The 16,200-nt window shown below is 34.0% G+C and carries 13 protein-coding genes; 5 read left to right on the plus strand and 8 right to left on the minus strand.

Annotated features, from left to right (window positions below):
• Positions 1-7: 7 nt before the first annotated feature.
• The 3 genes from EJA19_RS11905 to EJA19_RS11915 form a co-directional block, all read right to left on the minus strand.
• Entirely contained in the window at positions 8-1,267 is a 1,260-nt protein-coding gene (locus tag EJA19_RS11905; protein ID WP_125468598.1) for an aminotransferase class I/II-fold pyridoxal phosphate-dependent enzyme, read from the minus strand.
• Positions 1,268-1,405: 138 nt separating this feature from the next.
• Positions 1,406-2,446, minus strand: a complete 1,041-nt coding sequence (locus EJA19_RS11910; RefSeq protein WP_125468599.1) for a PLP-dependent cysteine synthase family protein — start codon at positions 2,444-2,446, stop codon at positions 1,406-1,408.
• A 62-nt stretch (positions 2,447-2,508) separates the two neighbouring features.
• On the minus strand, positions 2,509-4,572 hold the full coding sequence (locus tag EJA19_RS11915) for a S9 family peptidase (RefSeq protein ID WP_125468600.1): 2,064 nt from the start codon (positions 4,570-4,572) through the stop codon (positions 2,509-2,511).
• Positions 4,573-4,655: 83 nt separating this feature from the next.
• Here EJA19_RS11915 and EJA19_RS11920 point away from each other — a divergent pair, with 83 nt between their 5' ends.
• Positions 4,656-4,979 carry a YbaB/EbfC family nucleoid-associated protein gene (locus EJA19_RS11920; RefSeq protein WP_125468601.1) on the plus strand — a complete coding sequence of 108 codons (324 nt, stop codon included), beginning with the start codon at positions 4,656-4,658 and terminating at the stop codon, positions 4,977-4,979.
• Here the strand turns inward: EJA19_RS11920 and EJA19_RS11925 are convergent.
• Entirely contained in the window at positions 4,972-5,985 is a 1,014-nt protein-coding gene (locus EJA19_RS11925) for a threonine aldolase family protein (protein WP_125468602.1), read from the minus strand. The genes EJA19_RS11920 and EJA19_RS11925 overlap by 8 nt on opposite strands.
• 88 nt (positions 5,986-6,073) lie before the next feature.
• On the opposite strand from EJA19_RS11925, the gene prfB reads away from it, so the two are divergent.
• The 3 genes from prfB (at position 6,074) to EJA19_RS11940 (ending at position 10,190) form a co-directional block, all read left to right on the plus strand.
• A protein-coding gene (gene prfB, locus EJA19_RS11930) for a peptide chain release factor 2 (RefSeq protein WP_125468603.1) occupies positions 6,074-7,184 on the plus strand; the annotation gives its coding sequence in 2 pieces (ribosomal slippage) (positions 6,074-6,136 and positions 6,138-7,184; 1,110 coding nt in all).
• A 24-nt stretch (positions 7,185-7,208) separates the two neighbouring features.
• The gene (gene arsC / locus EJA19_RS11935; protein ID WP_125468604.1) at positions 7,209-7,550 is read left to right on the plus strand and encodes an arsenate reductase (glutaredoxin); all 342 of its coding nucleotides are present in this window, start codon (positions 7,209-7,211) and stop codon (positions 7,548-7,550) included.
• A gap of 105 nt (positions 7,551-7,655) precedes the next feature.
• Positions 7,656-10,190 carry a TonB-dependent receptor domain-containing protein gene (locus tag EJA19_RS11940; protein WP_125468605.1) on the plus strand — a complete coding sequence of 845 codons (2,535 nt, stop codon included), beginning with the start codon at positions 7,656-7,658 and terminating at the stop codon, positions 10,188-10,190.
• Between the two features lie 68 nt (positions 10,191-10,258).
• On the opposite strand, the gene EJA19_RS12740 is transcribed toward EJA19_RS11940, so the two are convergent.
• From EJA19_RS12740 to EJA19_RS11950, 3 genes are all read right to left on the minus strand, one after another.
• The gene (locus EJA19_RS12740) at positions 10,259-10,435 is read right to left on the minus strand and encodes a hypothetical protein (protein ID WP_170160058.1); all 177 of its coding nucleotides are present in this window, start codon (positions 10,433-10,435) and stop codon (positions 10,259-10,261) included.
• 99 nt (positions 10,436-10,534) lie between these two features.
• Entirely contained in the window at positions 10,535-11,485 is a 951-nt protein-coding gene (locus EJA19_RS11945) for an NAD(P)H-dependent flavin oxidoreductase (RefSeq protein ID WP_125468606.1), read from the minus strand.
• Between the two features lie 64 nt (positions 11,486-11,549).
• The gene (locus EJA19_RS11950) at positions 11,550-12,773 is read right to left on the minus strand and encodes a class I SAM-dependent rRNA methyltransferase (protein ID WP_125468607.1); all 1,224 of its coding nucleotides are present in this window, start codon (positions 12,771-12,773) and stop codon (positions 11,550-11,552) included.
• Positions 12,774-13,023: 250 nt separating this feature from the next.
• Between EJA19_RS11950 and EJA19_RS11955 the strand changes: the two genes are divergently transcribed.
• Positions 13,024-14,406: an FG-GAP repeat domain-containing protein gene (locus EJA19_RS11955; protein WP_125468608.1), complete on the plus strand. Its 1,383-nt coding sequence runs from the start codon at positions 13,024-13,026 to the stop codon at positions 14,404-14,406.
• Positions 14,407-14,491: 85 nt separating this feature from the next.
• Here the strand turns inward: EJA19_RS11955 and EJA19_RS12720 are convergent.
• Positions 14,492-16,200, minus strand: a 1,709-nt coding sequence (locus tag EJA19_RS12720; RefSeq protein WP_162604174.1) for a T9SS type A sorting domain-containing protein, incomplete at its 5' end; no start/stop codon positions are given.

Here is a 16,200-nt window from a genome sequence, read left to right on the forward strand (position 1 = left end):
TTTTTGACTACTTATCCATTGCAGCAGCAACCGAAGCTGACAAACGTTTATAAGTACCATTTTCTAATCTATCTCTAATAGCTGAAAAAGCTTCTAAAGTATCATTCACATCTTCTAAAGTATGTGTGGCCGTAGGAATCATACGTAGTAAGATTAATCCTTTTGGTATTACTGGATATACAACTATAGAACAGAATATCCCATAGTTTTCACGTAAATCTTTTACTAAAGCCATGGCTTCTGGAATACTTCCTTTTAAATAAACTGGTGTAACACAACTTTGTGTTGTTCCAATATCGAAACCACGTTCTTTTAAACCACTTTGTAAAGCATTTACATTTTCCCAAAGTTTTGCTTTTAATTCTGGCATAGTACGCAACATGTCTAAACGCTTTAACGCACCTTCTACCAATTGCATTTGCAATGATTTTGCAAACATTTGAGAACGTAAATTATATTTTAAATAATCAATAATTTCTTGATCAGCAGCTATAAAAGCTCCAGTACTAGCTAATGATTTTGCGAAAGTGGCAAAATAAACATCGATACCATCTTGTACGCCTTGTTCCTCTCCTGCTCCTGCTCCAGTTTTTCCAAGAGTTCCAAAACCATGAGCATCATCTACTAAGAAACGGAAGTTGTATTTTTCTTTTAAGGCTACAATCTCTTTTAAACGTCCTTGCTCGCCTCGCATACCAAAAACTCCTTCAGAAATCACTAAAATTCCACCGCCTGTTTGCTCGGCAAGTTTTGTTGCTCTTTCTAAGTTTTTTTCTAAGCTTTCTACATCGTTATGCTTGTAAGTGAAACGTTTTCCCATATGTAAACGCACACCATCTATAATACACGCATGAGAATCGACATCGTAAACAATAATATCGTCTTTAGAAACTAAGGCATCTATAGTAGATAACATACCTTGGTAACCAAAGTTTAAAAGATAAGCTGCTTCTTTACTTACAAAAGAAGCTAATTCGTTTTGTAACTTTTCGTGAAGATCTGTATGACCAGACATCATTCTTGCTCCCATAGGATACGCAGAGCCATATTTTTCGCCTGCTGCAGCATCAACTTTTCTTACTTCTGGATGATTAGCCAGCCCCAAGTAATCATTAATGCTCCAAGTTATAACATCTTTTCCTTGAAACTTCATTCGGTTTGATATTTGGCCTTCCAGTTTTGGAAAAACAAAATATCCTTCGGCCTGTGAAGCCCATTTTCCTAGTGGTCCTTTGTCTCTGTAAATCTTATCGAATAAATCCTTCATATTAACTATTAATCACAGTTCATTCTTGCAAAATTAGGCATTTATATATTCCTAACATAATTATTTTATGCACGATTGTTAACAACCAACAAAAAAGCCGACCCATGGTCAGCTTTCTTAGCTATTGTTTTTTGTACGTTATTTCACGTATTGAACGCCTACAGCTTCTTCGGTATTTTCTGTGTCGAAAAACCCTTGTTCGTTCATCCATTTATCACTATATATTTTACTCATATAGCGTGATCCATGGTCTGGAAACATCACTACAATTAAATCGTCTTCGTTAAATTTCTCATCTTCATTAAGCTGCTTAACAGCTTGCATGGCAGCTCCAGAAGTATATCCTACAAAAATACCTTCTGTTTTGGATATTTCTCTTGCTGTATGAGCGCTTTCTTGATCGGTTACTTTAACAAACTCATCAATAATATCAAAGTCTGTTGCTCCTGGTATTAAATTTTTTCCTAATCCTTCTATTCTATAAGGATAGATTTCATTTTTGTCAAATTCTTTCGTTTCATGAAACTTTTTAAGAACAGAACCATACGCATCTACACCTATAATTTTAATATTTGGGTTTTGTTCTTTTAAATATCTTGCTGTTCCAGAGATTGTACCTCCTGTTCCACTACAAGCTACTAAATGCGTAATTTTTCCTTCTGTTTGTTTCCATATTTCTGGTCCAGTAGAAGCGTAATGCGCATCCATATTAAGCTCGTTAAAATATTGGTTAATATATACCGATCCTTCCATTTCTTGATGCAATCTTTTTGCTACTTCGTAGTAAGATCTTGGATCGTCTGCACTAACATGCGCTGGACATACATATACTTTAGCTCCCATAGACTTTAACATATCTATTTTATCTGGTGAAGATTTTGAGCTAACAGCAAGAATACAATCGTATCCTTTAATAATACTTGCCATAGCTATACTAAAGCCCGTATTACCTGAAGTTGTTTCTATTATTGTGCTACCTGGTTTTAGCACTCCTTTTTTTTCGGCTTGTTCTATGATATGTAAAGCAATCCTATCTTTTGAAGAGTGTCCTGGATTAAAGGCTTCTACTTTGGCGTAGTAATTACCTTTTAAGTTTTCTGCAACTTTCCTTAACTTAATTAAGGGTGTGTTGCCTACTAAATCTAATACGCTATCAAAAACTCGATTTTTTTGTCCCATAAAATTTATTTAGAAGCTGCAAAAGCAACTCAAAACCTCGCAAAAATACATATTTTTTTTAACTATTCCGAAATCCCTTCTAAATCTAACAAGAATGCGTACTCCAGCGCGACTTCTTTCAGGCTTTCAAAACGTCCTGAAGCACCGCCATGCCCAGAATCCATATCGGTATGCAGTAATAATAAGTTAGTATCGGTTTTTGTGTCTCTTAATTTAGCTACCCATTTTGCAGGTTCCCAATATTGCACTTGAGAATCGTGTAACCCTGTTGTAACAAGTAAATTAGGATAATCTTGAGCAATGACATTTTCGTATGGCGAATAGGATTTTATATACTCGTAATAGGTCTTATCTTTTGGATTACCCCATTCATCAAACTCGCCTGTTGTTAATGGTATAGATTCATCCAACATAGTGGTAACGACATCTACAAAAGGTACTGCAGCAATTACACCATTATAAAGTCCTGGATTTTTATTGATAACAGCTCCCATAAGCAAACCACCAGCAGACCCTCCGTAAGCATACATATGTTTTTTAGATGTGTAGTTATTTTCTATTAGAAATTTTGAACAATCTATAAAGTCGAAAAACGTGTTTTTCTTTTTAAGAAGTTTTCCCTGTTCGTACCAATCACGACCTAAATACTCGCCACCTCTTATATGGGCAATGGCAAAAATGAATCCACGATTTAAAAGGCTTAATCTAATACTTGAAAAATATGGGTCTACTGTGGCTCCATAAGAGCCATAACCATATAATAATAATGGATTACCTTCTGGACGTTTTAAATCTTTTTTATAAACCAAAGACACAGGTACTTTTACGCCGTCTCTAGCTGTTACCCAAATACGCTCGGAAGCATAATTATCTTTATTAAAACTAGGGTCTAAAACAGCTTGTTCTTTTTTTATTGTTTTAGACTTTGTTTTAAAATTATAGTCGATAATTGATGTTGGTGTTGTTAACGAGTTAAAAGAATACCTTAATACATCGCTATTAAAATCGGGATTGTTACCCGTATAAGCTGTATAGGTTTCACTTTTAAAAGGAATGTAATAATCTTCTGTACCATCCCAACTAATAACACGTAGTTTGTTTAAACCATTACTCCTTTCGGAAAGCACAAAGTAGTTTTTAAATATCTCAATATCCTCTAAAAGCACTTCTTTTCTATGCGGAATAACATCTTCCCAAAAGGCCTTATCGGTATGATCTTCATCGGTTTTTTGAAGTTTAAAGTTACTCGCTCCATCTCGATTTGTAATAATATAAAAACTATCATCGTAATGAGCTATAGCATATTCTAACATTCTTTCTCTAGCACTAAAAACCTTAAATTCTTCTTCTGGATGATTAGCATTTAATATTCTATATTCTGAAGTTAATGTGCTAGATGATCCAATAACAAGGTATTTTCTAGATTTGGTTTTATAAACAAAGGTGTTAAACGTGTCGTCTTTTTCATGATACACTTCAACATCTTGGCTAACATCTTTTTCTATATTATGCCTGTAAATTTTATGCGAACGTAACGTTTTTTCATCTCTACGGGCATAAAAAATAGTTTTATTGTCATTAGCCCAAGATACACTACCAGTTGTGTTTTTTATGTTGGTATCAAAAACTTCTCCTGTGACTAAGTTTTTTATTTTGATGATGTATTGACGACGACTTACAAGGTCTACAGAAAAGGCGGCTAAAGTATTATCTGGACTTATCGAAATGCTTCCTAATTTAAAATAAGCATGTCCTTTGGCCATGTCGTTACAATTAAAAAGCAATTCCTCATCGGCATCTAAATGTTCCTTTTTTCGTGTATAAATAGGATAATCATTTCCTTTTTCAAAACGTGTAATATACCAATACCCATTAAGTTTGTAAGGCACAGACGAATCATCTTCTTTAATTCGTGCCTTCATCTCTTCAAAAAGCGTATTCTGAAATATTTCAGTATGAGATAACGTCTTTTTAGTGTAATCGTTTTCAGCATTTAAATAATCTAAAACTTCTTGGTTATCACGTTGATTAAGCCAATAATAATTATCAACCCTTACGTCGTTATGAATTTCAAGATTTTTAGGTATTTTCTTTGCTTTTGGAGGTATGTTACTATTAATTTTCAAATACAGAAATTTAAACCATTAAGGGCGCAAAAATATAAAATTTAAATAGCTTTGTAATCGATTAACTTAAAATAGACAAGATTATGTTTGGAGATATGATGGGTATGATGAATAAAATTAAAGAAACCCAACAAAAAGTAGAAGACACAAAACAACGCTTAGATACCGTACTTATTGATGAGTCTAGTAACGATAATAAACTAAAAGTGACTATAACGGCAAATCGTACTATTAAAAATATTGACATAGACGATGACCTTCTAGAAGATAAAGAGATGCTAGAAGATTATTTAGTACTCACATTAAACAAAGCTATAGAACAGGCCTCTAAAGTTAACGAACATGAGCTTGCTGCTGTTGCTAAAGAAGGTATGCCAAATATTCCTGGTATGGATATGTTTAAATAGCTTTTAATATACTTAATAGCTTATCATGCATAGTATTGGTATAATCCAAATGTGTTACCATACGTAATTTACCACTTCCCATATCGCTTATTAAAATATTATTGTCTTTTAATGTTGAGGCAAATCTTTCGTTTTCGGAAGGTTCTACTTGAAAAATAACAATATTAGTTTCTATAGGCTCAATGGTTTTTACAATAGATAGCGTTTGTAACACCTCTCCTATTTCTTTGGCTTTTGTATGATCTTCAGCTAATCTATCTAAATGATTATCTAAAGCATAAATTCCTGCAGCAGCCAAATAACCAACTTGCCGCATACCACCACCTAATACTTTACGTATTCTAATAGCATGTTGCATAAAGTTATCATCGCCAATTAACACAGAGCCTATTGGGCAACCTAAACCTTTACTTAAACAAACCGAAATAGTGTCAAACATTTTCCCATAAACTTTGGCATCTTCTTGTTTAGCAACTAAAGCATTCCATAATCTAGCGCCATCAAGATGAAAGCCTAAGTTATGTTTACTACAAACTGCTTTTATTTCAGAAATGGTTTCTAAATCCCAACAAGCGCCACCACCTTTATTGGTTGTATTTTCTAATTCTACTAACGTAGTTAATGGGCTATGATAAAAATCTGGCGGATTTATAGCGTCTTCTACCTGTTTTGCAGTAAACATACCACGATCGCCATCAAGTAACTTTGCAGACACACCACTATTAAAAGACATACCGCCGCCTTCATAATTATAAATATGCGCGTATTTATCACAAATAACTTGTTCTCCTGGATTGGTATGTAATTTTATGGCCGCTTGGTTGGCCATAGTTCCTGTAGGAAAAAACAACGCACTAGACTTGCCAAACATACTTGCTATTTTGTTTTCTAAAGCATTAACGGTCTCATCTTCTTTATAAACATCATCGCCTACATTGGCACGCATCATGGCATCTAGCATAGCTTTTGTTGGCTTGGTAACTGTATCGCTTCGTAAATCTATCATGGTCTAAATTTTATGCCACTAAATTAATAGGAAGATTTTATTTTATCGTCATACTTTTAATGTTATTTTTGTGAAAAATGACTACAATATGATTACTTCAGATCAAATTAAAGATCTTAATACCCGCCTTGACAAACTAAGGCACTATCTTTGACATAGATAAAAAACTTATTGAAATCCAAAACGAGGAAGAGCAAACCTTCGATCCCAATTTCTGGAACGACTCGCAAGCTGCCGAAAAAATTATGAAATCCTTACGAACCAAGAAAAAATGGGTCGAGGATTATAATTCATCTAAAACACTTGTAGAAGACTTAGAGGTCATTTATGAGTTTTACAAAGAAGAGGAAGCCACTGCCGAAAATGTCCAATCTAGATTTGATAAAGCAATTACTTTAATTGAGGAATTAGAGTTTAAAAACATGCTTTCTGATGAAGGTGATGATTTAAGTGCTGTATTGCAAATAACCGCCGGTGCTGGAGGAACAGAAAGTTGCGATTGGGCAAGTATGTTAATGCGTATGTACCTAATGTATGCCGAAAAAAGTGGATTTAAAGTAAAAGAACTTAACCATCAAGAAGGCGATGTTGCAGGTATAAAAACGGTAACTATAGAAATTGAAGGCGACTTTGCTTTTGGTTGGCTAAAAGGTGAAAACGGCGTGCATCGTTTAGTGCGTATTTCGCCTTTTGATAGTAATGCCAAACGCCACACTAGTTTTGCTTCGGTTTATGTGTATCCGTTAGTAGATGACAGTATAGAAATTGACATCAATCCTGCAGATATAGAAATTACAACCGCTAGATCTAGTGGTGCTGGAGGCCAAAATGTTAACAAAGTAGAAACAAAAGTGCAGTTAACACACAAACCTACCGGAATTCAAATTTCATGTTCTGAAACACGTTCGCAGCACGATAACCGTGCTAGGGCCATGCAAATGCTAAAGTCTCAATTATACGAAATTGAGTTACAAAAACGTATGGAACAACGCGATGATATTGAAGCCGACAAAATGAAAATTGAATGGGGAAGCCAAATAAGAAATTATGTCATGCATCCTTATAAATTGGTAAAAGATGTTAGAACTGGACATGAAACAGGTAATGTAGATGCTGTTATGGATGGTAACCTTGAAGAATTTTTAAAAGCCTATCTTATGATGATGGGACAAAAAACCGAAGATCAAGAAACCTTATAACTCGTTAATTAAAACTTTAAAATAATGATTACCATATATCACAATCCAAGATGCAGTAAGTCTAGACAAGGCTTAAGTATTTTAGAAAACTCAGGAAAAGAATTTCAAGTTGTTAAATACTTAAATGATGTTCCAACAGCAGAAGAATTAACCCAAATTATTAAAAAATTAGGCATCGCTCCTATCGATTTAATTAGGAAAAATGAAGCCATTTGGAAATCGGAATATAAAGGAAAAGAACTTTCTGATGACGCTTTAATTAAAGCCATGGTTACAAACCCAAAATTAATAGAAAGGCCTATTGTTATTAATGGTGACAAAGCCATTGTTGGTCGTCCACCAGAAAATATTAAAACCATTATTTAGTTTTAACGAAAACCCTACTGGTTGGGCACTTTATTTAACATACATTTAACCAAAGCCCACTAAACCATAATTTACTTTTGCAGTCCTAAAAAGAAAACTACAACCATGAATAAATTCTTTTTTGGCATTGCAATTGCCATTCTTTCATTAACTTCGGGTCACGCTCAAAACAAAAAGGAAGTCACCATTACTGGTAAAGTGGTGGACAAAGCTACTAAACAACCTTTAGAATATGCTACCGTCGCATTTTTTAGTAAAATTGAAAACAAAATTGTTACTGGTGGTATTACCGATCTCGATGGAAACTTTAGTATTCCTGTTAAAAGCGGTACTTACGATGTCTCTGTTGAATTTATTTCATTCACAAAAAGAACTTTTGAAAATAAAGAATTAACTACCGATACTAATCTTGGCACCATAGTTTTAGAAGAAAGCGCACAAGCATTAGATGAAGTAGAAATTATAGCCGAACGTACTACCGTTGAAATAAAACTAGATAAAAAAGTATACAATATCGGTAAAGACCTTACCACAGCTGGAGGAACAGTGAGCGACGCCCTAAATAACGTACCATCAGTTTCTGTAGATATTGAAGGGGCGATTAGCCTTCGTGGTAACGAAAATGTTCGTATTTTAATTAACGGAAAACCATCTGCCATGGCTGGTTTTGGCGATACTAATATTTTAAGTCAATTACCTGCCGAAGCTATTGAGCGTGTAGAGGTTATTACATCACCATCAGCAAGGTATGATGCCGAAGGAACTGCCGGTATTTTAAATATTATTCTACGCCAAAAAGAAACTTTAGGATTTAATGGCTCTGTAAACCTAACCTTAGGGCATCCAGATAATGCGGGATTATCAGCTAACTTAAACTATCGTAAAGAAAAATATAACCTTTTTGCCAATTTAGGTTGGCGTTATTTTGATGCGCCTAGAACAAATTTTACCGATGTTACTTATTTTGACAGACTTGATGAAAGTGGAAATACGGTTTCACCAGATTTTAGACGTATTCGTGAAGATCAAGAAGTAGAACGCCTTAACCGAAACTACAATGCCAATATTGGTATGGAATATTTCCTTACCGATAAATCTTCTATAACCGGTAGTATTTTTTACCGATATGGTGAAGATGCCGATTTATCTATCAACAACAGTGACCGTTTTAACAATAATACTATTGTAGAAAAAACGACACGCCGTGAAAAACAAAATGAAGAAGATAATAGCTATCAAATCTCATTAAACTATCAAAATCAATTTGGTGACGATCGCGACCATAAGTTAACCGTCGATTTTCAATATGAAAACGATTCTGAAGAGCAGTTTACTTACTTAAACGAAGATTATATTTTCACCAATAATGCCACCCCAGAGCCCTTTCAAATTGAGCAAGAATTTACTCAAGAAGATCAAAAAGAGTACTTAATTCAAGCCGATTATGTGCTTCCTTTAAGCGAAAACTCAAGATTTGAAGCGGGTTATCGTGGTAACTTCGAAAATGAAGTAACTGATTATCGTTTAGTACAGGAAGATACAGATACAGGAGAAATGGTTATTAACGATCAATACACCAATGTGTTTGATTACGATGAAAATGTTAATGCTGTTTACTCGCAATACGGAACTAAATTTGGTAAATTTTCATTCTTACTAGGGTTGCGTTTAGAACACACACAATTAAAAGGAAAAATAGATTCTAGATTATCCGATCAAGAATTAAATGATGCTTACGAATTTCCTATTGATACCGATTTTGATAATAATTATCTAGGGCTATTCCCTACAGTAAATGTTATTTATAATTTAAGTGGTGAAGATTCGGATACTGAAGAAAGTATTTCAGCTGGGTATAACAGACGTATTAACCGTCCTCGTGGTTGGTTTATCAACCCATTCCCTACACGTTCTAGTAGAACTAATGTGTTCCAAGGAAACCCCAATTTACAACCGGCATTTGCAAGTGCTTTCGATTTAGGTTACTTAAAACGTTGGGATAAATTAACTTTTACAACATCGGTTTACTATCAACACGAAACAGACTCTTTTGACTGGGTTGAAGAGAATACAGGACAGCAAACCACAGATGGTATTGATATTATTAGAACAATCCCTGTTAATTTAGCTACTAACCAACGTACTGGTGCCGAACTTGGTGTAATGTATAACCCTAAAAAATGGTTACGTTTAAACACGAGTTTTAACTTTTTTCAATTTAAAACAGATGGAGAATTTAACAACGTAGATTACAGTACAGAAAATAATAGTTGGTTTGCTAGATTTAGCTCTAAAGTTACCCTACCATGGGAAATTGATTGGCAAACAAATGCTCATTACAGAGGTGCACGACAAGATGCCCAATCTGATACCGATGGTATTTTCTCTATGGATTTAGCCTTTAGTAAAGAGTTTTTAAATAATAACGCTACTATTTCTTTAAACGTAAGAGATTTACTTAATTCTAGAAAAAGAAACTCGTTAACAACTACTGAATTCTTTTCACGTTACAGAGAGTCACAATGGAGACAACGCCAAATAAACCTATCGTTTATTTACAGGTTTAATCAGCAAAAGCAACGTCAAAGAGGTAATAGAAATGGCGGAGGAATGAATGACGATATGGAGTTTCAAGGATAAGAAACTCACAAACAAGCATAAAAAAAGGAAGCCAAATGGCTTCCTTTAATTTTTTATATAAACAATATTTATTTTTGAGCTCTTTTAGCTTTTTTCTCTTCACGAATTTCTTTAAAACGCTCGATAGCTGAACCAAAAATCCAGTAAGGAACAACAATAGTTACTAAAAAAATCATTAACCAAAATCCTATGGTTAAGATGGTTAAAAATGCTAAAAATCCTAAATATTGATCAAATTCAAACATGGCTTATTTTTTATAATACTGCAAAGATAGTATAAAGCAACTTCTTTTACAATAGTGTTTCTAGATTTATCAACAGCTTTGTTAACATAACTTCTAAAATCAAGAAATGAGTTTAGATACAATTTTTTTAACAGGTAAAATTTCCTTTGTATGTTCAATACTTGGTCCTGCTACCCAAACAGTTTTATAAGTCGCTTTTTTGGCGGCTTTTTCGGTCGCTTTCATACCAATATAAAAACGAAACATTTTCACCCATTTTTTTAGCTTTTTATTTTTATTAAGCATACGCTCTAACCAAGGCGACTTAGTGCCTATTTTTTGCTGATAAGGCGTGTTTATAACCGTACAAGGCGTTCCAGAAATACGCTCGGTTACTACAATATCGTTGGCATTGTAGTCTACACAGGCTTGTTTATATTCATCGGTAACACCTGCTTCAATCGATGCAATAAATAAACTTCCAACGGAAGCTCCTATGGCGCCATAAGACAATACTTTATCTAATTCTTCCTTATTACCAACACCGCCTGCAGAAATTACAGGAATATTACAGTTCTTATTAATTAGCCCTATTAATTCTTTTGGTGATAAATTACCACGATGGCCTCCTGCTCTATTATTAACAGCAATAACTGCATCGGCACCTAAACTCTCAACCTTTTGCGCATATTTTAAATCGGTGATATCGCAAAATACCTTTATTCCTACTTCATGAGCTTTTTCAATGGTTTCCTTAGGGTTTCCAAGTGATGTGATAATAAAATCGCAACCTTCTTCACATAGCATCTCTAACTGTTTAGACGATTTTGGGTTGGATTGATTAACAATCAAGTTAAATCCAAATGAACCACCTTTAGGTTTGGCAGCTTTTAATTCTCTAATAGCTTCGCGTAATTCTTCTAAAGTACGGTAATTTAATGCGGGTATGCATCCAGCAATACCACTATTCATCGCTTCTTTTACCATAGCTACGTTTGATACCAAAAACATAGGTGCCATGATTATGGGATGTTTAATCCCTAACATTTCTGTAAGTTTATTTTGTGTCATAATAAAAAACTTGTGCTACAAATATAGTTAATTATTATGCATGCATAGCATTTAAACAAGTGAATTAATCCTGAAATCTATAATAACCGCATTTTAAATAGGCACCTTCTGCAAAAGAAATAGGATGATCTATATCATGAGTATTTTTTAAAATAACATTAAACGACCGCTTTGTTTGACTTAAAACACGTGTGTTGATATCAAAAAACGCTTGCGAAGATACCCTTGATGAACACGATGCTAAAACTAACAACCCATTTTTTGTAGTAAGTTGCTCACCTAATTCGGCCAATTGGGCATACTTTTTCTTCGCTAAATCGATTTCTGAGGCTTGTTTGGCAAAACTAGGCGGATCTATAACAACAACATCATACGTTTTTTTACGCTTAATTAATTTTTGAAGTTCTTGAAATGCATCTCCTACAATGGTTTTATGTATTCCTGAATAATTGTTGAGTTTACCATTTTCTATGGCAATGTGTAATGCTTGCTGACTAATATCTAAACTTGTCACTTCAGAAGCTTCATTATATAAAGCATGAACAGAAAATCCACCAGCATACGAAAATACATCTAACACAGTTTTATGCTTACTCCACTCGCCTACTTGTTTTCTATTGGCTCGATGATCTAAAAAATAGCCCGTTTTGTGACCTTTTATCACATTAGCAGAAAAGTTTACACCGTGTTCTATAAACTGAACTTCTTCATTTTCCAATGTTCCAAAAATGACGTCTCCATCTTTTAAGTTATGACTATTAGAGTGTTGTAATTGCCTACTTAATCTAATAATAACAGTTTTAGCATTAGAAATAGTTTGCAAATGCGGAAGTATTTGATGCAAATACGGCAACCATATTTCAGAGTAAAGCTTTACGACTAAAACTGATGCATATACATCGGCAATTAATCCTGGAAAACCATCATTCTCGCCAAATAACAAGCGGTAACTATTGGTGTTAGTTTTTAATAATGCTTCCCGTTTTTGAAACGCCTTTTCTATTTGTGATTTAAAAAAACTTTCGTCTATAGTATTAGGCTGATTCGTTAGTATTTTAATACGAATTGGTGATTGTGCATCGTACAATCCTAATCCAATAAGTTTGTTTTTATTCTTACTAAACACAATTGTCAAATCACCTGTTTTGGCATCATCATTTATCTTTACAATACTATTAGAAAACACCCAAGGGTGCCCTTTTACTACAGATTGTTCTCCTTTAGCGTTGAGTTTAACAGCTAAACGATTTGGTGAATGAGAAGGAGTTATTTTTTTAAAAATAGCCATTGATTACAGTTAATTTTGTAAAAATATTACTTTTAATTTACACTATTTAAGTTAAAGACTATTTAACCTATTCTACTTATAAGTAAATTCTTACAACCTACTGATAATCAAATTTAATTTTGTAAGAAAACACTTTTTATTAAGTAAGTCTAAAACTACATTTTGCTGTATTTCATCGGTTAAACGCATTTTTTATCGACGTAAGTGGTGATTTTTTCTATGTTTGGCATCAACACAATTCAAATTAATTATGAAAAAAGCACTACTATTCTTAACCTACGTATTAAGTTTGTCGGTTGTATTTGGACAAAATCCATTTGGATCAAAACAAACAATAACCACAAACACAGGAAACTTTCCAAAGCTAATTGCATCTGGCAATATTGATAACGATTCGTTTGCCGATATTGTTATAGGTACATCTTTAGGCAATACCATAGAGTGGTATAAAAATAATGGAAATGGCACGTTTACAATGCAACCATTAATTTCATCAACCCTAACGAGTGTTAATGGCTTAGTTATGGCTGACTTAGATGGTGATAATGATCAAGATATTATTGCCACATCAGAAAGTATGAATAAACTGGTATGGTTTGAAAATACTGGAAATGGTAATTTTAGTTCAGAGCAACTTATTGCCAACGGTTTGGCTAAAGCAGGTACTGTAAAGGCTGGTGATATTAACAATGACGGTACCATAGATCTTGCCGTTTCTGTGTATGATAATGATCAAGTTGTTTGGTATGCTAATAATGGAAACGGAAGTTTTGGGGCTCAAAACATAATTAGTAACATTTCTAGTTCGGCTCCTTGTACTCTAGATTTAGGCGACTACGATCAAGATGGTGATTTAGATGTTGTTATAGGCTATCGTGAAATTCCTAGTGTAAAATTATTTAATAATAACTTATCAGAAACAAGCGCTGCTACATTTACTGTTGAAGCTAACAATGTTTCGTCTAACAATTTTTATATAACAGATGTATCTTTTGGTGATATAGATAACAATGGTGATTTAGAAATTGTAAAAGTTGATATTTTCTCTAATACTGCAATTTATGATAAACAGAGTGACGGCACTTTTAATGAAACTGTTTTCTCTACTCCAAATTCTTCATCATATACGGCAACTGCTAAAATTTCAGATTTAGATGATAATTCTTTAAATGATGTAGCTTTGGGATATTCAGGTAGCAACACAACCGATCCTGTTACTTGGTTTGAAAACTCAAACCCTAATAATGAAACTATTATTGATAATTCACAAAACGATATTTTTAGTTTTACCTTATGTGATTTTGATAACGATGGAGATCTTGATATGGCTACTATCTCTTCTAGCGAAAACCATTTAAACTGGTTTGAAAATAACACCTACGAATCTACACTTACTACTGAAACATTCTATAATACTAATTTTTCTATTTTTCCTAATCCTGCAAATAGTACACTTAACATAAAAACGTCCAACCAAATCACAGTTGTTATTTATGATACTTTAGGAAGACAAGTTATTACTAAAGAAGTTTCCCCAAATAACAATAAAATAAATATTGAAAGCTTAAAAAATGGAATTTATTTAGCTACAATTAAAGATTATCAACATACATTTAAATTTATTAAAAATTAAATTTTCCCCACTTTCAACTAACTTATAACAAGTAAAAGCCCAACAAATACATTGTTGGGCTTTTATAATTACAGATTTTATTCAATTATGGTTGCGTTTTAGAAGATAATATCTTCTTAATAAATGTCCCTTTATGGGTTCTTAATCTTACAAAGAATAATTGATTATCTGTTCTAGACATATCTATAGTTGTGACAACTTTAGTTCCAGAGATATAATTACGATTTTCAACTTTACGTATTAATGCGCCTTTGGTATCAAATACTTCTATAACAATATCAGTATTATAATTAAAGTTATACGCAATGTTTACTTCATAATCGAATGGTACAGGATAAGCTGTAAAGCCTATTAATCCTGATTCAGTATCACCGTTAGGAGTATCATCACATGCATCTGGAGTTCCATCGCCATCAGCATCATAGTTGTTATTTCCTTCTGGACAAATATCGCAGGCTGTTTCAACTAAGTCTCCATCAACATCAGGCTCACAATGGAATTCATCAATATATGTTGTTGTATCTCCATTATCACTAGAATACATATCCATCATACTTGAACTACATATACAACTTATTTCACAAGTAACTGCGTGTGCTATAACATAGATACCACCATGATTATCTGCTTCCGGATTCTGAATTTCTACAGTATAATTCTGCACATAACCACTATATGATGCATTAAATGGATATTGTCCAGGTGCTACTGTTGGTTTACCATTCCCTTTAATAGGATATGGATCACAATCTACAAAAACGTGAGATTCACTCATTATATAACCTTCATTAATATTATAGGTTACAAGAACAGAATCGTTTGTATAGTTAACTATAACTGTACCAACTAATTCACCATTGTCAATGTTACAATGTGCTGCACCAGCCCATAAATCCATAACATACTTTCCTTTACATGGTAAGTAATTTGTCCAACCCCATCTATTAAAATCAGGGATAAAACATTGAGCACCTTCATCTGCTTTAGCAAAAGCAGTTTCACAATTATCCACGGTATCAAACTCTCTAATCACTGTACATGTCTCAGTTGTTGAATTACCACAATCATCAGTAACTTCAAAATCATAATAACCTATTTCACTACAACCATCTTCTGACATTTCAATACGAGAAGGGCCTTCTAAAGTTAATGTTCCGCCATCAGAACAATTATCAGACCAGGTTGCTGTTAATGATGGGAACTCCACATTACATACATTTGGTATTTGTTCTGTACAAGTAATCGTTGGATCTGTCTCGTCGTACATTCTTGAGACACGTACCGTTTCTGTAGCATCGTTACCACAGGCATCGGTCACACTAAAGGTGTATAATCTATATTGGATACAACCGTCGGAACCATCGTCTACTCCACCATCGGATGTGATTGATCCGCCATCGGAACAGTTATCGCTCCAAGTGGTATCTAAACTTTCTGGCCATGCTGTGTTACAGCCGTCTAACATATAGTCGTCTATATCGGCTATCGTTGGATCTGTCTCGTCGTACATTCTTGAGACACGTACCGTTTCTGTGGCATCGTTACCACAAGCATCGGTTACACTAAAGGTGTATAATCTATATTGCATACAACCGTCGGAACCATCGTCTACTCCGCCATCGGATGTGATTGATCCGCCATCGGAACAGTTATCGCTCCAAGTGGTATCTAAACTTTCTGGCCATGCTGTGTTACAGCCGTCTAACATATAGTCGTCTATATCAGCTATCGTTGGATCTGTCTCGTCGTACATTCTTGAGACACGTACCGTTTCTGTAGCATCGTTACCACAAG

The organism is Mangrovimonas spongiae (genome assembly GCF_003944795.1).
Taxonomy (GTDB): Bacteria; Bacteroidota; Bacteroidia; order Flavobacteriales; family Flavobacteriaceae; genus Mangrovimonas; species Mangrovimonas spongiae.